Genomic DNA, 19,829 nt, shown 5'->3' with positions numbered 1-19,829 from the left:
ATGGAGCCCCAGTTAATTGATGCACACTGCCATCTTGATTTAATGGCTCACCCGGACGCCGTTGCCGATGAGGCGACGGCACTGGGCTTGGGCCTATTTGATTGCGGCGTCGATCCACGTGACTTTTCGGCCGCAAACGAGCGCGCCCATCGCCAACCAGGCATCATCGCCGGCATTGGGCTTCATCCTTGGTGGCTGGCTGACGGCCGATGCGGTACCGCCGAAATCGATCTGCTTTGCAAAATTGCCCCACAGGAGCGCTATATCGGCGAAGTTGGGCTCGACTTCTCGCCGCGCTTCGCGGACACCGAGGGAATCCAAACTCAGGCATTTGATCGGCTTTGCCAGACGCTGTCGCAGTACCCGCTTCCTGGGCGCGTCCTGTCCATTCACGCCATTCGCGCGGCAGGAGCGATCTTGAACATTTTGGAGTCGCACAGCCTTCTTGAGGACACCCCCAGCTCCCCCGTTATCATCTTCCACTGGTTTAGCGGCACCTCGGACGAGCTTGTCCGCGCACGCAATGCAGGCTGCTATTTTTCCGTCAACGAACGGATGCTCACGACCAAATGCGGCCACGAGTATGCTCGTCAGATTCCACTCGGCCATTTGCTACTCGAAACCGATGCTCCATCCGACCAGCAATCAAACACAAGCGCTCAGCAGCTCGTCGCATCGCTAAAAAGTACCTCCCGACACATTGCCGAACTTAAAAACTGCGCCGCGGAGAGTATCGAATCGATCGTTTTAGATAATTCACGCTCCATTTTCGCCTTCCGCTGACCCCAGTGGGCAAAAAATGCCAAATATGAGTACTGTTGCAAAGCTAGTAACATTATATTGTGTCAAAACAATGCCTTAATAGTGAACAACCGTTCATTATCAAGGCGCTTTAACATGAGTAAAGCCATATTTACCAGGTTTTAATCGTCTGCAGAACCTCAAGCAGAGCCTCTAATGGCCAATTTTGCTGTTACTAAATTAGTGACAGTACTCATATTTGGCATATTTTGCCCACAGGGTTCCGGGGAGGCGCCAACTTGCTTCCCCGGAACTGCTCGACTATTCGAAAATCGGCGCTCCATGGCCCCAGGAGCCTTCCATGCCGCACACGGTCGAGGCGAACCCGGCAGCAAAGTCGAGCGCGCGCTCGATGGCCTCGGCGCCATCCTCACCACGCTTGGCGGAATCGAGATAGCACATCAAAAACGAGGTGAGGAACGAGTCGCCCGCCCCCATGGTGTCCTTCATGTCCGTTACCGGTTTAGCCAGCTGGCGGTAATAACGCTTGCCGTCGTAAGCAATGCAGCCCTCGGCGCCCGCCGTAGCCGACACAAAACGCGGACCCAGGCCCTTCACCCATGCCAGACGCTCGCGAATCTCGTCCTCACTCGCGGCATCCGCCGCACTAAAGAAAGCGAAATCGACGTAGGGCGCAATCTGCTCGTAGTACTCGTCGGTGGAGTCGTCCGAAAAGTCAAAAGAAACCGTGACGCCCGCAGCCTTCAACTTGGGCAGCTCGCGCTCGGTAAAGCAATAGTTGCCCGAATGGACCACATCGAACTGCTTCATGTACGCAAGGTCAAAGCGATCGAGAACATAGCGCGCATCGCCACGGATACCGCCCTCGTTGGAGCCAAGGAAGACACGGTCACCGTCAACGACGGTCACGCGAGCCGCTCCGTTCTCGCCAATCATCTGCTCGCACTTGTCAAGCTCGATACCCTCATCCTCGAGGCTTGCAATGACATGCTCGGCAGCAGCGTCATTGCCAAAAATGCCCATGTATGCGGAGCGTGCGGCACCGCATTTCTTGGCATAAACGGCGAAGTTCACCGCGTTGCCGCCAGGATACATGGTGTGGATATGCTCATAGCGATCGACGACGTTGTCGCCAAATCCGAGCGCGTTAACGTTAAATGCCATGGTATTTACCCTTCTAGTACTCGACAACGCCCATGTAGCGACGGAAATCGGGATCGTGGTCAAACACCTTGCCGCGTGCGGCACGCAGCTCACAGTTCATGGCGTAGAACAGCACCGGGTCCAGATAGGCACGGACGCTCGCCGGCACGGCCTCCATACCGTACTCCTTGGCATCGAGCACCATCAGCGTATCGGTATGTGTCTTAAGGAACGCCAGGGCGCGCTCGTCCATAGCACGGCACTCGCTGGAGCCCATCTGCAGGAAGTAAAAAACGCCATCTTGAGTAGCCTCGAAGGGGCCGTGGAAGTACTCGGCAGAGTGGATGTAGCTGCAGTGCTGCCACTGCATCTCCATAAGAGAGCAGATAGCGAAACCGTAGGTCTGGCTAAAGTTGGGACCGCTGCCCAGAATGTAGAAGAACTCGTGCTCCTGGCAAAGCTTGGCAAAACGATCGCCCAGCTCGGCATTTACCTTCTCGCGTGCCGGGGGAAGAATTTTATCCATCTCGGCGATACCGGCATACATATCGGCAAGATCGGCGTAGCCCTCCTGCTGATCGAGCAGCTCTGCCGCAAGCGACAGCGAAATACCAGCGGGGACCTCGGCCTGCGGCACGCCCTCGCCCCACGGGTAGACCCACGTGGCCCACTTGCCGGAGTCAATCTTGGATCCAGCGTTGTCGGTCTGGGCGATCACCGTAGCGCCGGCGGCAAGGGCAATCTCGCAGCCCTCGACGACCTCGGGGGTGTTGCCACTGTGGCTGCAAGCGATGACCAGGGACTTCTCGCCTAGACGACGCGGACGCATAATGTCGAATTCACGCGCGGTATAGATATACGAAGTGAAGGTGGTAGCCTCGCGCTGCAGAAGCTCATGAGCCGGGATCAAATCGATCATGGAGCCACCGCAAGCAATCCAGTAGACGCTGTCGAACTTGCCCTTCTCGGCAATTGCCTCTTTGATCAGATCGTGTGCGTTCATATCCAGTTCCTTTCTTGTTTGGTCCGCAATCAATGACATTGGCTGCGTGGCCGATAGTTGTTTTAGTCAATCAGATATTTCTCGAATGCGGCCATGTTCTTGGCATCTGCCGCTGCCGGGTCATCGTAGTAACGACCATCCGTGATTTCCTGGCCCAGCATGCCGTCGAAACCATGGGCGTTGAGTGTGGCGACGAAGGCGTCCATATCGTGCTTGCCATCGCCCCACACCAGATGGCCATACGGGTCGCCGTCGATAAAGTGCATCTCGTGAATTGCCCCATCACCAAAGGCGGCAAACCAGTCCTCGAGCGTCTCGCCTGCAACGCCCATCGCGGTTGTATCAACCATGGGCTGTAAGTACGGGCTCGCGACCTCGTCAATCATGCGCTTCGCATCGGAAACCGTCGTCACAAGGTTGCTCTCCTCGGGACGCAGGCTTTCCATCGTAAGCACCAGACCGTGCTCGCCGGCATACTCCGCCAGAATGGACAAGTGCTCGCGGCTGCGCTTCCAGGCTTCCTCGCGGTCCTCGTCCCAGTCGCCCCAGCCCGAGTTGACGGACATACGGTCGCACCCAAGTACCTCGGCAAGCTCAATGCCGTGCTTAAAGTACGCCAGGCTGCGCTGTTCATGCAGCGGTTTGCGTGCGCAGTACTGCCAAGGATAGACAACATTCTCGGGGCACAGAGTACGATACCTAAGCCCACGGTCTGCAGCCTTTTTCGCCAGGACCTCAGCCTCAAAGTAGCCCGTATGGTCGAGCGTCACATGCGGCTCTGCGCACCACAGCTCAATGGACTCAAAGCCCAAACGCTGCTGCACATCAAGGAAGTAATCGAGCGACCACATGATGTAGTGGATATTCATGCCCGCAATCTGCTCGCGGCGCAGCGTCGGTTTGGATTCAGGCATCTTATGCCTCCTTATTTCGATTGAACACGATTTGTCCGTCCGACATCGTCATATCAACCGCAAGATCGCGTGCGTCGCGATAATCGAGGTCGAACACATCCCGATCGAGCACGCAGATATCGGCAAGCTTGCCAACCTCAAGCGTACCCAGCTCGTCTTCGCGAATCAGATCGTACGCGCCCCCGGCAGTCCAAGCGCGCAAGAGCTCGACAAGCGTCAGCGTGTTGACCTCATTCACGGGCAGTCCGTCGGCGAAGAATCCGCCGCACGCGCTGTAGATTGACTCGCCCAGGCTCGGAATCAGCAGCGGCAAATCCGTACCACAGCACACCGTGCATCCGGAATCTTCCATGCCGCGGCGATTCCAGCTGTGCAAAAGTCGCGTCTCGCCAATTTGTCGACGCATCATCGACAGGCAATCCTCGCGCCGGTCCAGCGTCAAAATCTGCGGATAGACCTCGCAAATTCCACCTAACTTGCCAAACTCGACAAGATCGGTCGGATCAGAGTTCTCGAGATCGGTAATCGCATGGCGGCGAAGCAACCGTCCATGCTCGTCTCGAGGCAGCGAGGCATAGAGCGCCACGGTGCGACGAACGGCGCCATCGCCCTGGCAATGCAAGGAATATCGGAAGCCGTCAGCATCAATTGCGCGCAGCTCGTTCTCAATCAGATCCCACTCGGGCTCCTCGACAACCGTCTTGCCGGCAGCGCCCGCATCGGCCGTGTCCTCATAGGGGTCAATCATCTCGGCAAGCCCCGCCCATACGCCGCGATCGGTCATACGGTTGAAGCCAGAAAAACGAACGAACGGACCCCGGAAGCGCTCTCGTGCCTCGCGAGCATATGACAGATTTGCACCGGCACCCACCGGCTGCGACATCATAGAGACGCGAACCGTCAGCTCACCAGATTCCTCACGGCGAGCCATTTCGTCGGCAAAACCGTAGTAGTCATCAAACGCCATCTCCTTGATGGCGGTAACGCCGCGCTCGTTAAGCATGCCCATGTAGTCCGAATACCCCGCACGTACCTCGGGCAGCGCGAGGAAATCGCTCATCATGCGCCAGATCTTCTCGGCATAGCACGCCTGGGGTGTGAAGCCGTATCGCGCACTGGCGGCAGCATTGAGAACGCAGGTCTCCGCACCCGGTGTAAAGCAGACGACAGGGATATCGCCAAAACAATCGTCAAACACAGCTGCCGTATTTGCGTTCTCGGCATCCGATGCCAACGTTTCGGGCAGGTTGTGGCCAAAAGCCGCCGCGCAATCCGGATGATCTTCTTTCCATGCACGCAAGAGCGACACGGCCTCTTTGGCATCGGCGATGCCGGACAGATCAGACCCCAACGTCCGCAGCGCCCAACCTGTATAGAAGGTATGCACATCGATCAGGCCAGGCATGACGGTGCGGTCGCCCAGGTCAACCACCTCGTCCGCCTGGGTCAAATACGAAGCTACCTCACACTTGGTGCCAACCGCCTCAATTCGATTGTCACGGACCGCTACGAAACCTTCAAACGGCAGGTCCCCCGTACCGGTAAAGACGCTCTTAGACGTCAGGACCGTCAAACGATCGGACATTATAATCACCTACGCCGGAAGCATGCCAGAAATGGCAGTAATGACCAAGCCAAACACGACCATGAAGATGAAGAACTTCCAAATGGTCTTCCACCATTGGCCAAACGAAATTTTAGCCACGCCAAGGCCGGCAACCGTCATGCCCGCCACGGGACTGATGGTGTTGATGGTCTGGTTGGCAAACTGGAGCGCGGTAACGGCCGCCTCGGGATTGAGGCCCATGAGCTCGGTCAGGGGGCCCATAACGGGCATGGTGAGTGCCGCCAGGCCAGAACTCGAGGGAACCAGCAAAGAGAGCAGGCCAAGGACGATATACATAAACGTGGTGTAGACGGCGGCGGGTGCACCGGCGAGCGCAGTAGCGAGCGCCTGGAGGATGGTGTCGATGATCATGCCACCCTCGGCGATGACCAGAATACCGCGAGCAATACCGATAACGATGGCGGCGTACGCAAAGTCGGCGAGACCTTTAACGAACTCCTCAGCAATCGTCTGCTGGTCAAGACCGCCCAGGATACCGGCAAGCAAGCCCATGCCAAGGAACACGGCGGAAATCTCATTCATGTACCAACCCTGGGTAACAAGACCCCAGACGATAATGCCCATACCGCAAGCAAAATCGATAAGCACGAGCTTCTGACGGGTAGTGAACTCTTCCTCGATGGAGACATCGGTCACGGAAAACTCGATACGCTTGAGCTTATCGTCCTCGTACGTAATGGACGACTCGGGGTTTTTCTTGACGCGCATGGCGTAGCGCATAGCCCATGCGATACCGGCGGCAGTGAAGATGACCCAAGAAACGGCGCGCAGCCACAGTTGCGGATTGCCCTCGATGCCAATGATGCCCTGGGCGATCAAAACATTAAACGGGTCGATGGTCGAAGCACAATATCCCAGGTTAGGACCAAGGAAGCAGATGATGAATGCCGTCATCGAGTCATAACCGATACCCATCATGATGGGAATGAAGATGGCATAGAACGGCAGGGCTTCCTCAGACATACCAAACGTGGTGCCGCAAATGGACAGCAACGTCATCGTGATGGGAATGATGAGGATGTCCTTGTTCTTGAGCTTTTTAATCACACGGCTCATGCCGGCATTCAAAGCGTTGGTCTTGGTGATGATTGCGAACGACCCGCCAATCAATAAGACGAACGCAACGACGTCGGCAGCCTCCTGGATGCCCTTAGTGGGCGCTTGCAGGACCGCGAAGATATCCTGACCCAGATTGATGGTCTCGCCGGTCTCGGAATCGGTGTAGTTCTTATCGACCTGTTCATAGGTTCCAGCAACGGCGACTTCACGCTCGCCCGCCGCTGTCGAAATCATCTTGCGCTGATACTGACCAGAGGGAACGATCCAAGTCAAGACCGCAAAGACAACGATCAGCAAGAACATGATCGTATAGACATGCGGTAATTTGAACTTAAAACGTCTGTTTGTCTTCTTCGCCTTCGTATCTGACATAGATACCTCCAAAGAACTCGAGACTGCATCGCATCTCGCCTCAACGTTTGCACAAGGCAAACGTTCTATGACGTTCTATAGATTACCAGCAGCTTTTCTCGTCATCAAGATAATTTCAAACTGATTGCCGCAACGCGGTTGAACGGTTGCGTTTGCGCCGTGAACGGTATGAAAACGCCCGGTGAGATGATTCACCGGGCGTTTCCATACGCAATGTCCTAGATGTCAAAAACGTAGCGAGACCCAACGATCCGCTGACGACCGATGATAAACGGCCGCCGCTGCTCATCGAAAAAGAAGGCTTCCATATAAAACAAGGGTTCGCCAACGGGAACTGCCAACAACCGAGCGACCTCGGGCGACGCGCACGCGATCTCAAGCGTGCATGGGTCGGTAAACGCGGGCGTGCGGCCCGTCCGGTTGCGCACGAACTCAAAAATGGATTGGTTAGATAGAGGTGCCGTTGATAGATAGGCGTTGTCCTCGTAAACATATATGTTGTTCTCGAGCATGACAGGGACGCCATCGGCAGTACGCACGCGCTCAACGCAGATCAAGTCAGTTCCAACGGGAACACCAAAGAACTGTGCTTCGGTGGAATCCGCCGGCAGTATCTTTCTCGAAATGACACGCGCCCCCGGTTCCATTCCGTTTACGCGGCATGCGTCCGAAAAACTCTGGACGTCATCCTTCTGGCGAATCTTGCGTTTGAGCTTGGGGGCATTGACAAACGTGCCTTTCCCTTGTCGCTTCGTTAGATAGCCCTGTTGGACGAGCTCCTCAATAGCGCGTCGCACGGTAACGCGGCCAACTTTATAGCTCTCAGCCAATTCGAATTCGTTGGGTATCCGCGCGCCTGCCTTGTAGGCACCGGAGTTGATTTCGTTTTTGATGATATCGATAACCTGTTGGTACAGCGGTATCGCTGCTTTACCGTCAGTTAGCCCTTCAGTCGGTGGCATATACCCTCTCCAAGCACAATTAAGTCTAAAACGGGCTTAGGGGCATTCAACAAGTCCTTAAGCCCGCATTAGCTTAAAGTATGCTAGGTGTCGCACCAAAATGTCGGCTATTTACTCATCAGACCCGAAAAACGCGCAACTACCGCGCTCCTAAGAAAGCGTGAGCAGCTCCGGCAGCTGGTCGATAATCTTGTCCGCGGCATCCTGGCTAAAGCCAAAGCGCTCCTCGCGCTTGGCAATGACCGTCAGGCCGGCTCGCTTACCCGCGGTAATGCCCGGAACGGAATCCTCAACGCAGCAGCAGCGATTCGCGGGCAGCCCCAGCAGGTCCAGCGCATGCAGGTAGATGTCGGGCTCGGGCTTGCTCTCCTTAAACTGCTCGCCGCTCACCACATACTCAAAGGCATCCGACAGCCCGCATGCATTGAGCACTTCCTCGATGCTATCCATGGGCGACGAGCTAGCAAGCGCCACGCGAACGCCGCGGCGCGGCAGCTCTCGAATCGTATCCACGGCGCCTGGGTTAATCAAAGTCTGATAGTCGCGCGGACGTTTATGCGCCCACTCATCCCAACGGGCCAACGCCTCCTCGCCAGTAAAACGTCCCTTACCGGCACGCTCAAACCAATCGACCAGCATGTGGAGAAAGAACTGATGCGAGGTACCGACCTGCCCGTTCAACTCCTCTTGGGTCAGGTTCAACCCAAGCTCCTTGGCAAACGCGGCGGTCTCGCCCAGGTAGTAATACTCGGTATCGACAATCACGCCGTCCATGTCAAAGATAACGGCGTCGAACGGAAATGCGGACACGGCACCCTCCCCAACAAAAGGGCGCCCGCAAGCGGACGCCCGAACTATGCACTATCGGCGATTCTAACCCAGCAGCTTATCCAACGCCACCGCAATGCCATCTTCGTTGTTATTGGCGGTCACCATCTGAGCAACTGCCTTAACCTCATCGACGGCGTTGCCCATGGCAACACCGGTGCCGGCCCACTCAATCATGGACTTGTCGTTCTGGCCGTCGCCAAACGAGACGACCTCGCTGGCATCGATGCCGAGCTTGGGCAGGGCACCCTCGAGCGCACGGGCCTTATCGATACCGGGCGCCGTGTACTCAAAATACCAGTCGGCCGTAAACATGCCCGAAAGCGTCTGCTTAAAGGGCGCATACATCTCCTCGTAATGCGCCTGCAGATAGGCCGGGTCGCCCGCAGTGAGTAGCTTGTCCACGGGATAAGCATCAGCGACCTCATGCAGGCTCTCCACCTCGCGAATCTTAAGATCGCACGCGTCGCGCTCGTATTTGACGATGTTTTTCTGCGAGCCGTCAGGCAGCGTGATCATGCAATGGTACGAGTCCTCGACGTGCAAATCGCGACCGAGCGAGATGATGGGGATCACGTCAAAATTACGCAGGTGATCAATCAGGCGATGCAATTCGTCGGCAGGCATAGCCTGATCGAACAGCACCTCGTCGGTCTGAGCATCGACGACGTGCGCGCCATTAAAGGCAACTAGCAGACCATCATGGTTCTGAAGGTCGAGCTCCTGCGCCAAGGCATGCAGCCCCCATGCGGGACGACCCGAAGCCAAGATAAGCTTAATGCCCGACTCCTGCGCCGCGAGCAGTTTCTCGCGCGTACGCGGGCTGATGACCTTTTGGTCGTTGGTGAGCGTACCGTCGATATCCATTGCGATGGCTTTGATTGCCATATATGCCTCCCTGACATTGAACAACCTTTTCTGAGCCATCATACAGAACACCCACGGCGGCGTTGTTTGCAACGGGAAAAATGTCATATTGTCCCAAACATGAACGGCGCGCCTTCGACGATTGCGATGCCCGTCGAGGCGCCTCCCGACACATTCCATCCTATCCAAATAGCAAAGGGCCCGCATCCCAACGGATACGGGCCCTTGTCGGCTATGCGTTAGTTTTCGCAGCGAATCCTACTTGCGGTGAGCTCGGTAGAACTCGATGAGCGCCTGGGTCGAAGCGTCCTGTTCGGCCTTGGCGGCGTCGTCGTGGAAGGCAGGGGTGATCTGCTTGGCAAGCTGCTTGCCCAGCTCAACGCCCCACTGGTCGTAGGAGTCGATGCCCCAGACCGTACCCTCGACAAACGTGATGTGCTCGTACAGGGCGATGAGCTCGCCGAGCGCGAACGGGGTCAGCGTGTCGCCAAAGATCGAGGTCGTCGGGCGGTTGCCCTCAAAGCAGCGAGCCGGGACGATCTGCTCGGGCGTACCCTCGGCACGAACCTCGTCGGCCGTCTTGCCAAAGGCGAGCGCCTTGGTCTGGGCAAGGAAGTTGCCCAGGAACAGCTCGTGCACGTCCTGACCGCTGTCGGTCGCGGGGTTGGCGGTGTTGGCGAAGGCGATGAAGTCGGCCGGGACCACCACGGTGCCCTGGTGCAGCAGCTGGTAGAAGGCATGCTGGCCGTTGGTACCGGGCTCGCCCCAGAAGATCTCACCGGTGTCGGAGGTCACGGCGCTGCCGTCCCAGCGGACATGCTTGCCGTTGGACTCCATGGTGAGCTGCTGCAGGTAGGCCGGGAAACGATGCAGGTACTGGCAGTACGGCAGCACGGCGTGGCTCTTGGAACCGAAGAAGTTGACGTACCAGACGTTGAGCAGACCCATCAGCGCGACGGCGTTGTTCTCGAGCGGCGTGTTGCAGAAGTACTCGTCGATGGCGTGGAAGCCCTCAAGGAACTGCTGGAAACGCTCGGGGCCGAGCACGACGATCAGCGACAGGCCCACGGCGGAGTCGACGGAGTAGCGGCCGCCGACCCAGTTCCAGAAACCAAAGGCGTTGGCCGGGTCGATACCGAAGGCCTCGACCTTCTCGAGTGCGGTGGAAACGGCGACGAAGTGCTTTGCCACAGCCTCGGCGTTCTGTTCATCGGAACCGTCGATGGCACCCTGAGCCTTGAGCTGCTCGAGCATCCAGGTCTTGACCTCGCGGGCGTTGGTGAGGGTCTCAAGCGTGGTGAAGGTCTTGGAGACGATGATCACGAGCGTGGTCTCGGGATCCAAACCCTTGAGCTTCTCGGCCTGGTCGTTGGGGTCGATGTTGGAGATATAGCGGCAATCGATACCGGCGTCGGCGTAGGGACGCAGGGCCTCGTAGGCCATGACCGGGCCCAGGTCGGAGCCGCCGATGCCGATGGACACCAGGTGCTCAATCTTCTTGCCGGTAACGCCCTTCCACTCACCGGAGCGCACGCGCTCGGCGAAGGCATACATGCGATCGAGGACCTCGTGCACGTCGGCGACGACATCCTGGCCGTCGACGATAAGCTGGCCTTTCTCGCTTGCCGGACGGCGCAGCGCGGTGTGCAGGACGGCGCGGTCCTCGGTGGTGTTGATGTGCTCGCCGGAGAACATGGCGTCGCGGCGCTCCTCGAGCTTCACCTCGCGGGCAAGATCGCACAGCAGCTTGACGGTCTCATCGGTCACCAGGTTCTTGGACAGATCGAAGTGAAGGTCGCCGGCGTCAAAGCTCAGCTTGTTCACGCGGTCGGCGTCAGCGGCGAACCAGGCCTTGAGGTCGATACCTTCGGCCTCGAGCTTCTCCTGATGAGCCTCGAGCGCCTTCCAAGCGGCGGTCGACGTAGCGTCGATAGGTGCGGCAACAGTTGCCATAAAGTCCTCCTCAGCATACGGGCGCAAGCCTCCATGCGCCCGGATAATCAGATAGTCCTATTCTAGCGCAGGTCAAGACTACAATCAGCGAGCGTTGCCAATCCGCCCCCCCCCAACGGCAACCGACCAAAAAGGGACAGGTTTATTTTGGCAGGTCAAACGCTTTACCAACCAAAAATAACCTATCCCTTTATGGTAAATATTAGGCCGCGGCGCACACACTGCCGAGCAGCTCGCGCAAGGGCGAGCCGATACCCTCCAGCAGTTCGGGAGCGATGATGGCGAAAACGGGAACCTCGCCGGCACCCACAACGGCGGGCACTTTTCCCTCGGAGACGATGCATCCGTAGGGAACAAAGCCGTCCTCGCCGGCATCGAGCACGGCCATGCGACGAGCGAGTTCGCGCGCAAAGCCCGCCGTATCGGCATCGCCGATCGCCAGGACAAAGTCCACGCCCTCATCGGTCGCCAGGGCTACGGCCTCATCGACCAAATCGTCTCCCCCGTCGCCCCCGACCAAGCCGCAACGAAAGAGCACGCGTTCGAGCAGGGCGCGATCGAGCGAGCCCAGCGCCGCCGAAACGAGCTCATCACGCGTGTGCTTGTCGCCTCCCAGCACGACCAGTGTCTTGGTGCCGCCATAGTGGGCAACCAATCGCCCGCACCAGCGAGCCACGTCCCCATCCGCAACCAAGCGCGTCGGCATACCAAACCCATAGTTAACCATTATCCCCACAACCCTTCCGTGCTTTATGGTGGCATCAATCGTTAGCCTCATGCTACGAAGCGAGCTTTTCCGAGCTGTTTCGCGCTCTTTAGGGCTGCGTTAAAAACCCGATGCAGCCGCACGACCATACCTGCCAAATAGGGACAGGTTTTGACGGTGTCCGCGCAAGCGGGTATTATCGAACAGATATTCGATAAGAACATGTGTTTGATGAAAGGACACGGATGGCGCACGAGCAGCACACCTATATCTGCATCGACCTCAAGACGTTTTATGCCAGCGTCGAGTGCGTCGACCGTGGGCTCGATCCGCTCACCACCAACCTGGTCGTTGCCGACGAATCGCGCGGGCGCACGACCATCTGCCTCGCCATCACACAGGCCATGAAGGACCTCGGGATACACAATCGCTGCCGTCTGTTCGAAATTCCCGATGACATCGACTACATCACGGCCGTACCGCGCATGCAGCATTACATGGAGGTGTCGGCGAAAATCTACGGTATCTATCTGGAATACGTCAGCCCCCAGGACGTGCACGTCTACTCCATCGATGAGTGCTTTATCGACGTGACGCCCTATCTGGACCTCTATCACACAGATGCGGAAGGGTTCGCCTGCACGCTGCGCGACGAGGTCCTCGCGCGCACCGGCATCACGGCGACGGTCGGCATCGGCCCCAACCTATTCCAGGCCAAGGTAGCGCTCGACATTACCGCCAAGCACGTACCCAGCCGCATCGGCATACTCGACGACGAGACCTTTCGCAAGGAGATCTGGCCCCATCGTCCCATCACCGATATCTGGGGCATCGGTCCCGGCGTGGCAGCCCGCCTCGAGAAATACGGCGTCTACGATCTGATGGGCGTCGCGGCGCTCGACGAAAACCTGCTTTACGACGAGCTCGGCGTCAATGCCGAATATCTCATCGACCATGCCTTCGGGCGCGAGTCGACAACCATCGCCGATATCCAAGCCTATCGCCCGCAAGCAACTTCGACCACCACAGGACAGGTGCTCTCGAAGGGTTATGCCTACGAACAGGCCTATACCGTCTTGCGCGAGATGGTCGACAACGCCGTTTTAGACTTGGTCGATAAGCACGTGGTCTGTGACAGCATCTCGCTCTTTGTGGGCTACGCGAGCGAACGCGCCGACATACGCCGCCTCGACGCCAGCGGTACAGCGCAGTATGTGGACGGATGCGGGCACCTGCGCTCGAGCACATCGAGTATCGAACCCACCGCAACCGCCGGCCCCGAGCTCGCGCCCCGTGCGCCCAAGCCCGTCCAGCGCGATGACGAACGGCGTCGCCTGGTGCGCGAAGCGCAGGCAATCGATGGCATCTTTGTGGGAGAGCATGGCGGCAAACCGCGCGGTGGCTATGCCGCACTCTTTGCGCACTCTAACGCCTCGCGAAAGCTGCCCGAGCGCACCAATTCGTTTAAGAAGATCATGGGCTATTTCGATGAGCTCTGGGCGCAGACTGTCGATCCCAAACGACCGGTCAAGCGCATCAACCTGGGATTTGGCAACCTCATGCCCGAGGAATTTGCCACCATCGATCTGTTCAGCGATATCGAGGCCGATGAGCGCGAACGCGACCTGGCGCGCGCCGTCCTGGCCGTGAAAGGCAAGTACGGCAAGAACGCGCTCGTCAAGGGATTGAGCTTTACCGCCGGCGCCACCGCGCGCGAACGCAACGAACAAGTTGGAGGACACCGTGCCTAAACCCAAACAACAGCCCGTGCGCCCGCCGACCGCCTTCGAGCGCCTGGCGGACCCCGAGGGCAGACGCCGCGCCGCCGACCCCAACCTCACTGCCAACGGTGCCGTGCGCGCCAACCGCGCCGCACAGTTTATGCCCTTTGCCGCCCTCACGGGATACTACGAACTCGTGCGCAAGCAGGAAATCACCGTCGAGTCAAAACGTGAGCTCACAGAAGAAAAAGCCCTCGTGCTTTCTAAAAAACTCGAGGGTCTCAAACGTGGCGATTTGGTGCGCGTCACCTATTACGATACGTACGGCTATCGCGCTCGCACCGGAATCCTCGACGAGGTACTGCCCGCCTTTAAACTGCTCAAGCTCAAGGATATCGCCATCGATTTCGATGACATCCAGGACATTGAGCTGCGCGGACGAGCCTAGCCAAGGAAGCGCATCCAGAGCGACGCTTACAGCGTCATGACGTAGTAGCCCGCGTCTTTCACGGCCGCCTCGAGGACATCACGATCAACCGGCTGCTTAGAGCGCACGCGTGCCGTGTGGTCCGCATACGTCACCGTTGCCCACACGCCATCCAGTGCATTGAGGGCATTGGCCACGTTCTGAGCGCAGCCGTCACAGCTCATGCCGCCGATGAGCAGCTCATCGCTATAGGGATAGTGTGACGCATCGGTATCCACCACAACAACCTTTTTGGCCTTCTTGCCGCTCGCACCATCGCTGCAACAACTCTTCCCGTGTGTCGAAGCGGCAATGCGGCGCAGTCCAAAAAACATGCCGACGGCAATGACGGCCAGCACGATGAGATTCGCAGGGTTGAGCAAGTCACTCATGCGTTCCCCTTTCAAGTAGCCCTATCTAGATACCCCCATGGGGTGTCCCCATCTTAACTCAAAAACATGTCTGTTCGGTCAATTAGTTTCCCTCTTCAAACTTTTTTGTTGACCATGGCTTACTTTCGTGTATAAGTTTTCCTAGGCTAACGACTGAGGACCCGAAAGGGGCATCGTGACTCGAACCATTGACATCCCAACATACCAAACGGCTGTCGTGCGCAACTGCTCCCCTACGCTCGCAGGTATCAAGCCGGCTTCGCTCTTTACCTATCCCGGCGTTTACGCCAACCAAAACGGAAAACCCAGCGCCACCCATATCGAAGAGCGACGCTCTCGCCTGCTCGCCGTCATAGCCCAATGCAACCGCGAGCTCCAGCCACTCGGGATCCATATGAGCGTTTTGGTCTGGCGGCCCTGCGGAGCGCTCATCTATGTGTACCGCCCTGCAGACCTCATGCGATATCTCTCCGACCCCCGCGCCACGACGGTGCTTGCCGCCGAAGGTTACGATGTCCACAACCTGCCCGCGTCCCTGGTGCATCTCGCCGCGCGCATCACGCTGGCAAGCAGCAATGCCGCAGAGAGCGCCTATGACGGCAGCGTCTGCGCGCTCGCGCGAAATAGGCACTGCGATACGGGGTGCATGTGCGAGTTCCCCCACGAAATTGGCTATTTTTTGGGCTATCCCTACGAAGATGTCCATCAGTTTATCGTCCAGCACGGCGAAAACTATAAGGTCTTTGGCGCATGGAAGGTATACACAAACGTTGAGCAGGCGCTCACGACCTTCGATTCCTATCGCGCATGCACGCAATACCTTACCTACATCTATCAACAGGGCTGCACTCTGGGACAACTTGTCCAGGCAACCCGATAGAGCATACAAAACGCGGCCGCACGCCGCACAACCGAAAGGAAGACATATGAGCAAGATCGCAGTCGTCTACTGGAGCGGTACAGGCAACACCGAGGCCATGGCAAACTTCGTTGCCGAGGGCGCAACCGGTGCCGGCGCCGAGGCAGAGGTCATCTCCTGCGCCGACTTCTCTGCCGACAAGGCCGCCGAATATGATGCCTTCGCCTTCGGCTGCCCCGCCATGGGTTCCGAGGAGCTTGAATACGATGAGTTCCAGCCCATGTGGGATGAGGTCAAGGAGACCCTCGGCGACAAGAAGGTTGTCCTCTTTGGCTCTTATTCGTGGGCCGAGGGCGAATGGATGGACAACTGGAAGGCGGACGCCGACGAGGCGGGCGTCAACGTCGTCGATTCCGTCATCTGCTACGATGCGCCCGACGACGAGGGCGAGACCGCTTGCAAGGCCCTCGGAGCCGAGCTCGTGTAACGAACCCAGGGCATCCAAAAGAGCCTGCATCAAAGCGCATCCCCGTCCCTACAAAAGAGCGGGGGCTGGATTTGAACTGCCTCCCATTTCTTGGACACGAGAAATGGGAGGCTTTTTATGCGTGTCGACTTGAGAGTGAAACACGACATCGAGGCCAGGAAGGCGGCGATCGGGCTCTTCGAGCGAGGGCACGGCTTCGAGTCGGCGGCGAAGGCGCTGTCGGTCCCGCGCAACACCGTGAGACAATGGCTCTACGTATACCGGTCGTTCGGAAGCGAGGTGCTGCTATCCATGGACGGCAAGCAGACCAGGTACACATACGAGCAGAAGGTCGCCGCCGCCTCGGCCGTGGTCGACGGCGGCATGGCCAAGCGGGACGCCATGAAGGCGTTCGGGGTCATGTCCTTGGCACCACTCAAGAGATGGTGCGCGCTCTACCGCGAGGGCGGCGCCGAGGCGCTCAGGCCCAAGCCCAGGGGCAGGCCGAAGGGGTCCGGCCCCAGGGCGCGCGAGCGCACCCGGGAGCAGGAGCTCGAGGAGCGCTGCCGAAGGCTCGAGACCGAGGTGGCCTACCTAAAAAAATTGCGTGCCCTGGTCGAGAGGGACGGGCTCTGACCAGGGCGAAGGTCGAGGCCGTGAGCGCCCTGCGCGCGGAGGGATACGAGCTGGGGCGCCTGCTGGAGTGCGCCGGCATGGCCCGGTCCAGCTACTACTACGCGCTGTCGCACCCGGCCAGGCCGACGCGCCCGGAGCTGCGGGACGCGGTGGCGGAGATCTTCTCGCGCACGGCCAACGGGTGCGGCCACCGCCAGGTCGCCATGTGCCTGCGCGCCGAGCTGGGCGCGCGCATAGCCTACAAGACCGTGCTCAAGATGATGCGGGAGATGGGGGTCCGCTGCGGCATCCGCCGCGAGACCGACTACCATAGGTACAACTCGTACAGGGGCGTCGTGGGCGAGACGTTCGAGAACGTCATCGGGCGCGACTTCGCCGCCGACGGGCCGTGGCAGAAGATGGGCACCGACGTCACCGAGTTCAAGCAGCCCTGGGGCAAGGCCTACTTCGCGCCGGTGTACGACTTCGGCAGCAAGGAGATAGTCGCGTGGTCGACGTCGACCAGCCCGGACATGGCGCAGCAGGCCGAGCTGCTCGACCGGCTGCTGGCGAAGATGCCCGAGGGCGCGACGCCGGTGCTTCACAGCGACATGGGCTGGCAGTACCAGCACGCCGCATGGTGCGGGAGGCTGAGGGACGCCGGGATCGTCCAGAGCATGTCCAGAAAGGGCAACTGCATCGACAACGGCGCCACCGAGCAGGTCTTCGGCCACATCAAGGACGAGTTCTTCCGTGGAAGGACGTGGCCGGACTTCGAGTCCTTCAAGGCGGACCTCGACGACTTCGTGGTCCATTGGAACACGAGGCGAAGGCAGGTTAAACTGAAGGGGCTGACCCCGGAGGAGTTCCGGAACCAGCCCCTTGCGGCGTAGTTCTTATTTAAGCCGTCCAAGTTTTGGGGTGCAGTTCAATTCAAGTCCAGCCCCCGCTCTTTTATAACGGCAGTTACATCAATCGGCTACGAGATGTTGCCCAAGAACGCCTTGGTGCGCTCGCTCTTGGGATGGTCGAAGACCTCACTCGGCGTACCCTCTTCCACGATAACGCCACCGTCCATAAAGACGACGCGGTCGGCGACGTCGCGGGCAAAGCCCATCTCGTGCGTCACCACGATCATGGTCATACCGTCATGCGCAAGATCGCGCATGACGCCCAATACATCGCGGACAAGCTCAGGATCGAGCGCCGACGTGGCCTCGTCAAAGAGCATCACGTGCGGATTCATCGACAGGGCGCGGGCGATGGCCACGCGCTGCTGCTGACCGCCCGAAAGCTGACTCGGCATAAAATCGATGCGCTCGGCCAGGCCGACCTTGGTCAGCTCCTCGATGGCAATCTTCTCGGCCTCTTCCTTGCTGCGCTTGAGCACCTTTTGCTGCGCAAGCATGACGTTCTTTTTGACCGACAGGTGCGGGAACAAGTTGAACTGCTGAAACACCATGCCCAAGTGCGTACGCACCTTATTGAGGTCAACGCCCTTGGCGCACACATCCACGCCCTCAACGACAATCGAGCCACTCGTGGGATGCTCAAGACGGTTAATGCAGCGAAGCATCGTCGACTTGCCCGAACCCGAAGGGCCCAGGACTACGACGACCTCGCCCTTGTGCACATCAAGGTCGATGTCGCGCAGGACCACGTTATCGCCAAAGGCCTTCTGGAGATTCTTGATGCTGACGACGACCTCGTTCGAGTTATTGGTTTCGCTCATAATAGAACCTCCTTACAGACCAGCGATATGGTCGGCGGGCGTCGCGACAACCTGTCCGGCGCTCTTGGTGGGACGCTTCTTTTTGGTTTCGGCCGTACCCAGCAGCCTCGCCTCAAGACCGCTCACCAAGCGCGCAAGCGGCAGGGTAATGACCAGATAGAACAGGGCGGCAACCACATACGGCGTAATGGAGCCCGTCGTTGCCACGATGGTGCGGGCGTTCATGACGATCTCGACCACGCCCACGGCGGCGAGCAGCGACGTATCCTTGTAGAGCAGGATAAACTCGCTGGTCAGCGTAGGCAGGACATTGCGGAACGTCTGCGGAATCATAACGTAGAGCAGCGTCTGGAAGGCATTCATACCCAGCGAACGAGCGGCCTCGTTCTGGCCCTTGGGGATCGATTGAATACCGGCACGGAAAATCTCGCACAGATACGCAGACGAGTTCATGGCCATGACGATAACGCCCAAGACATAGTCGTCCACCTTGACGCCGGCAAGCGGCAGGCCAAAGAATGCAATATAGATCTGCAGGAACGCCGGCGTACCGCGGATGACATTCACGTAGATGCCGGCAAGGCAACGCAGGATGCGCGATTTGGATATGCGCATAAGCGACAGGGCAAAGCCAAAGGGGATCGCCAGCGGAAACGCCACGAGCACGATCGAGAGCGACATAAGGAAGCCCTTGAAGACGATCGGCAGGCTCTGGACCAAAATGACCGGGTTCAGGAACAGGCGAAGGAACATGTTGGAATTCCATGCCTCGACCCACGGCTGTTCCTTAAGGTCGGCCAGGAAGTTATCGAACGCCGTCACGCCCTTAATCTCGACGGAAGGAATCTTGGAAATCTTCTTGGTCGAACCGTCGGCGAGCGTATAGGTTCCGCTAAAGGCCTCATCGCCGCCCTCGACGGGGAACGTCACGCCGTAAACCTCGACACGGAAAAAGCCGCCGGCAGGCGCCGTCTCGCCAAAGTCAATCTTGAGCGTCTGGCCGTCAGCCTTGCACGTGGGCTTCATGGGCGTACGATCCATGAGGTCCTCGCCCGAGAGCATCGTCAATCGCGTGTCATCGGTACCAAACGTTGTGCCGTCGACAAACGTCAGAGAAAGACCGCTCAGCTCCTCGTCGGCATCGGCCTGAACTTCCCAGGTAATGCGCGTCTCGGTGCCGCCGACCACAGCGCTGCCCGAACCGGTGTTGGGTCGGGCGGTAATCTTTGCGGTCCCAAGCGCCTGGGCGGTCGTGGGCGCATATGCCCCCACGCACACCAGCGCGAGCGCCACGGCCATGGCGCAGGCTAGCTTTTGGAGCAAGGCGGGCAGTGGAAAACGCTGCTCCGCAGCCCCTTTGTTCAGTCGAGACAAGGTGGCTC

General features: G+C 58.6%; 20 protein-coding genes. 7 read left to right on the top strand and 13 right to left on the bottom strand.

All coding sequences use genetic code 11. The features are described 5' to 3' along the window. Positions 1-783 (top strand): TatD family hydrolase, encoded by a 783-nt coding sequence (locus DW024_RS02970; protein WP_118376936.1) that lies wholly within the window; start codon positions 1-3, stop codon positions 781-783. A 279-nt stretch (positions 784-1,062) separates the two neighbouring features. On the opposite strand, the gene DW024_RS02965 is transcribed toward DW024_RS02970, so the two are convergent. The 10 genes from DW024_RS02965 to DW024_RS02920 all read right to left on the bottom strand — a co-directional run bounded on the left by DW024_RS02965 (position 1,063) and on the right by DW024_RS02920 (position 12,217). Then, complete coding sequence (locus DW024_RS02965; RefSeq protein ID WP_118376935.1) at positions 1,063-1,926, bottom strand: PfkB family carbohydrate kinase; 864 nt, start codon at positions 1,924-1,926, stop codon at positions 1,063-1,065. 13 nt (positions 1,927-1,939) lie between these two features. After that, positions 1,940-2,908, bottom strand: a complete 969-nt coding sequence (locus DW024_RS02960) for an SIS domain-containing protein (protein ID WP_118376934.1) — start codon at positions 2,906-2,908, stop codon at positions 1,940-1,942. A gap of 62 nt (positions 2,909-2,970) precedes the next feature. Then, positions 2,971-3,822, bottom strand: coding sequence for a sugar phosphate isomerase/epimerase (locus DW024_RS02955; protein ID WP_117840177.1), 852 nt, complete (start codon positions 3,820-3,822; stop codon positions 2,971-2,973). A 1-nt stretch (position 3,823) separates the two neighbouring features. Continuing rightward, positions 3,824-5,407: an amidohydrolase gene (locus DW024_RS02950; protein WP_118376933.1), complete on the bottom strand. Its 1,584-nt coding sequence runs from the start codon at positions 5,405-5,407 to the stop codon at positions 3,824-3,826. 9 nt (positions 5,408-5,416) lie between these two features. Then, a complete protein-coding gene (locus DW024_RS02945) occupies positions 5,417-6,880 on the bottom strand; it encodes a YfcC family protein (protein ID WP_117786623.1) in 1,464 nt (487 codons plus the stop codon). Positions 6,881-7,098: 218 nt separating this feature from the next. Then, the gene (locus DW024_RS02940) at positions 7,099-7,842 is read right to left on the bottom strand and encodes a GntR family transcriptional regulator (protein ID WP_117786622.1); all 744 of its coding nucleotides are present in this window, start codon (positions 7,840-7,842) and stop codon (positions 7,099-7,101) included. Between the two features lie 150 nt (positions 7,843-7,992). Further along, positions 7,993-8,652, bottom strand: a complete 660-nt coding sequence (locus DW024_RS02935; RefSeq protein WP_255413754.1) for an HAD family phosphatase — start codon at positions 8,650-8,652, stop codon at positions 7,993-7,995. 63 nt (positions 8,653-8,715) lie between these two features. Continuing rightward, positions 8,716-9,558 (bottom strand): Cof-type HAD-IIB family hydrolase, encoded by an 843-nt coding sequence (locus DW024_RS02930; RefSeq protein ID WP_199576916.1) that lies wholly within the window; start codon positions 9,556-9,558, stop codon positions 8,716-8,718. 237 nt (positions 9,559-9,795) lie between these two features. After that, the gene (pgi, locus tag DW024_RS02925; protein WP_006234371.1) at positions 9,796-11,490 is read right to left on the bottom strand and encodes a glucose-6-phosphate isomerase; all 1,695 of its coding nucleotides are present in this window, start codon (positions 11,488-11,490) and stop codon (positions 9,796-9,798) included. Between the two features lie 202 nt (positions 11,491-11,692). Next, the gene (locus DW024_RS02920) at positions 11,693-12,217 is read right to left on the bottom strand and encodes an iron-containing alcohol dehydrogenase (protein ID WP_158551284.1); all 525 of its coding nucleotides are present in this window, start codon (positions 12,215-12,217) and stop codon (positions 11,693-11,695) included. Between the two features lie 224 nt (positions 12,218-12,441). On the opposite strand from DW024_RS02920, the gene DW024_RS02915 reads away from it, so the two are divergent. Beyond that, on the top strand, positions 12,442-13,947 hold the full coding sequence (locus DW024_RS02915) for a DNA repair protein (RefSeq protein ID WP_118376930.1): 1,506 nt from the start codon (positions 12,442-12,444) through the stop codon (positions 13,945-13,947). Continuing rightward, complete coding sequence (locus DW024_RS02910; protein ID WP_233541317.1) at positions 13,940-14,365, top strand: hypothetical protein; 426 nt, start codon at positions 13,940-13,942, stop codon at positions 14,363-14,365. Before DW024_RS02915 ends, DW024_RS02910 begins: the two co-directional genes overlap by 8 nt. Before the next feature lie 26 nt (positions 14,366-14,391). On the opposite strand, the gene DW024_RS02905 is transcribed toward DW024_RS02910, so the two are convergent. Beyond that, a complete protein-coding gene (locus DW024_RS02905; RefSeq protein ID WP_118376929.1) occupies positions 14,392-14,775 on the bottom strand; it encodes a heavy-metal-associated domain-containing protein in 384 nt (127 codons plus the stop codon). A gap of 175 nt (positions 14,776-14,950) precedes the next feature. Here DW024_RS02905 and DW024_RS02900 point away from each other — a divergent pair, with 175 nt between their 5' ends. From DW024_RS02900 to DW024_RS02885, 4 genes are all read left to right on the top strand, one after another. Beyond that, positions 14,951-15,655 (top strand): DUF3793 family protein, encoded by a 705-nt coding sequence (locus DW024_RS02900; RefSeq protein WP_158572155.1) that lies wholly within the window; start codon positions 14,951-14,953, stop codon positions 15,653-15,655. Positions 15,656-15,701: 46 nt separating this feature from the next. Then, positions 15,702-16,121: a flavodoxin gene (locus DW024_RS02895; protein WP_118376927.1), complete on the top strand. Its 420-nt coding sequence runs from the start codon at positions 15,702-15,704 to the stop codon at positions 16,119-16,121. Between the two features lie 117 nt (positions 16,122-16,238). Further along, positions 16,239-16,736 carry a helix-turn-helix domain-containing protein gene (locus DW024_RS02890; RefSeq protein WP_117786971.1) on the top strand — a complete coding sequence of 166 codons (498 nt, stop codon included), beginning with the start codon at positions 16,239-16,241 and terminating at the stop codon, positions 16,734-16,736. 20 nt (positions 16,737-16,756) lie between these two features. After that, positions 16,757-17,608, top strand: coding sequence for an IS3 family transposase (locus tag DW024_RS02885; RefSeq protein WP_199576915.1), 852 nt, complete (start codon positions 16,757-16,759; stop codon positions 17,606-17,608). A gap of 86 nt (positions 17,609-17,694) precedes the next feature. Here the strand turns inward: DW024_RS02885 and DW024_RS02880 are convergent, their stop codons facing one another. Together DW024_RS02880 and DW024_RS02875 are read right to left on the bottom strand one after the other, a co-directional pair. Next, the gene (locus DW024_RS02880) at positions 17,695-18,447 is read right to left on the bottom strand and encodes an amino acid ABC transporter ATP-binding protein (protein WP_118376926.1); all 753 of its coding nucleotides are present in this window, start codon (positions 18,445-18,447) and stop codon (positions 17,695-17,697) included. A 12-nt stretch (positions 18,448-18,459) separates the two neighbouring features. Then, complete coding sequence (locus DW024_RS02875) at positions 18,460-19,821, bottom strand: ABC transporter permease subunit (protein WP_233541316.1); 1,362 nt, start codon at positions 19,819-19,821, stop codon at positions 18,460-18,462. Positions 19,822-19,829 lie beyond the last annotated feature (8 nt).

This window comes from Collinsella sp. AF37-9 (assembly GCF_003475115.1).
Classification (GTDB): Bacteria; Actinomycetota; Coriobacteriia; order Coriobacteriales; family Coriobacteriaceae; genus Collinsella.
The sequence above is the reverse complement of the archived record's forward strand: the minus strand, read 5'-3'. Positions and strand labels throughout refer to the sequence as shown.

Bases quoted from the DNA above. Each gene is read 5' to 3' on its own strand.
- DW024_RS02920 (WP_158551284.1), bottom strand. From the start codon at position 12,217: ATGGTTAACTATGGGTTTGGTATGCCGACGCGCTTGGTTGCGGATGGG.
- DW024_RS02915 (WP_118376930.1), top strand. From the start codon at position 12,442: ATGGCGCACGAGCAGCACACCTATATCTGCATCGACCTCAAGACGTTT.
- DW024_RS02955 (WP_117840177.1), bottom strand. From the start codon at position 3,822: ATGCCTGAATCCAAACCGACGCTGCGCCGCGAGCAGATTGCGGGCATG.
- pgi (WP_006234371.1), bottom strand. From the start codon at position 11,490: ATGGCAACTGTTGCCGCACCTATCGACGCTACGTCGACCGCCGCTTGG.
- DW024_RS02880 (WP_118376926.1), bottom strand. From the start codon at position 18,447: ATGAGCGAAACCAATAACTCGAACGAGGTCGTCGTCAGCATCAAGAAT.
- DW024_RS02965 (WP_118376935.1), bottom strand. From the start codon at position 1,926: ATGGCATTTAACGTTAACGCGCTCGGATTTGGCGACAACGTCGTCGAT.
- DW024_RS02950 (WP_118376933.1), bottom strand. From the start codon at position 5,407: ATGTCCGATCGTTTGACGGTCCTGACGTCTAAGAGCGTCTTTACCGGT.
- DW024_RS02945 (WP_117786623.1), bottom strand. From the start codon at position 6,880: ATGTCAGATACGAAGGCGAAGAAGACAAACAGACGTTTTAAGTTCAAA.
- DW024_RS02970 (WP_118376936.1), top strand. From the start codon at position 1: ATGGAGCCCCAGTTAATTGATGCACACTGCCATCTTGATTTAATGGCT.
- DW024_RS02960 (WP_118376934.1), bottom strand. From the start codon at position 2,908: ATGAACGCACACGATCTGATCAAAGAGGCAATTGCCGAGAAGGGCAAG.
- DW024_RS02895 (WP_118376927.1), top strand. From the start codon at position 15,702: ATGAGCAAGATCGCAGTCGTCTACTGGAGCGGTACAGGCAACACCGAG.
- DW024_RS02905 (WP_118376929.1), bottom strand. From the start codon at position 14,775: ATGAGTGACTTGCTCAACCCTGCGAATCTCATCGTGCTGGCCGTCATT.
- DW024_RS02930 (WP_199576916.1), bottom strand. From the start codon at position 9,558: ATGGCAATCAAAGCCATCGCAATGGATATCGACGGTACGCTCACCAAC.
- DW024_RS02940 (WP_117786622.1), bottom strand. From the start codon at position 7,842: ATGCCACCGACTGAAGGGCTAACTGACGGTAAAGCAGCGATACCGCTG.
- DW024_RS02890 (WP_117786971.1), top strand. From the start codon at position 16,239: ATGCGTGTCGACTTGAGAGTGAAACACGACATCGAGGCCAGGAAGGCG.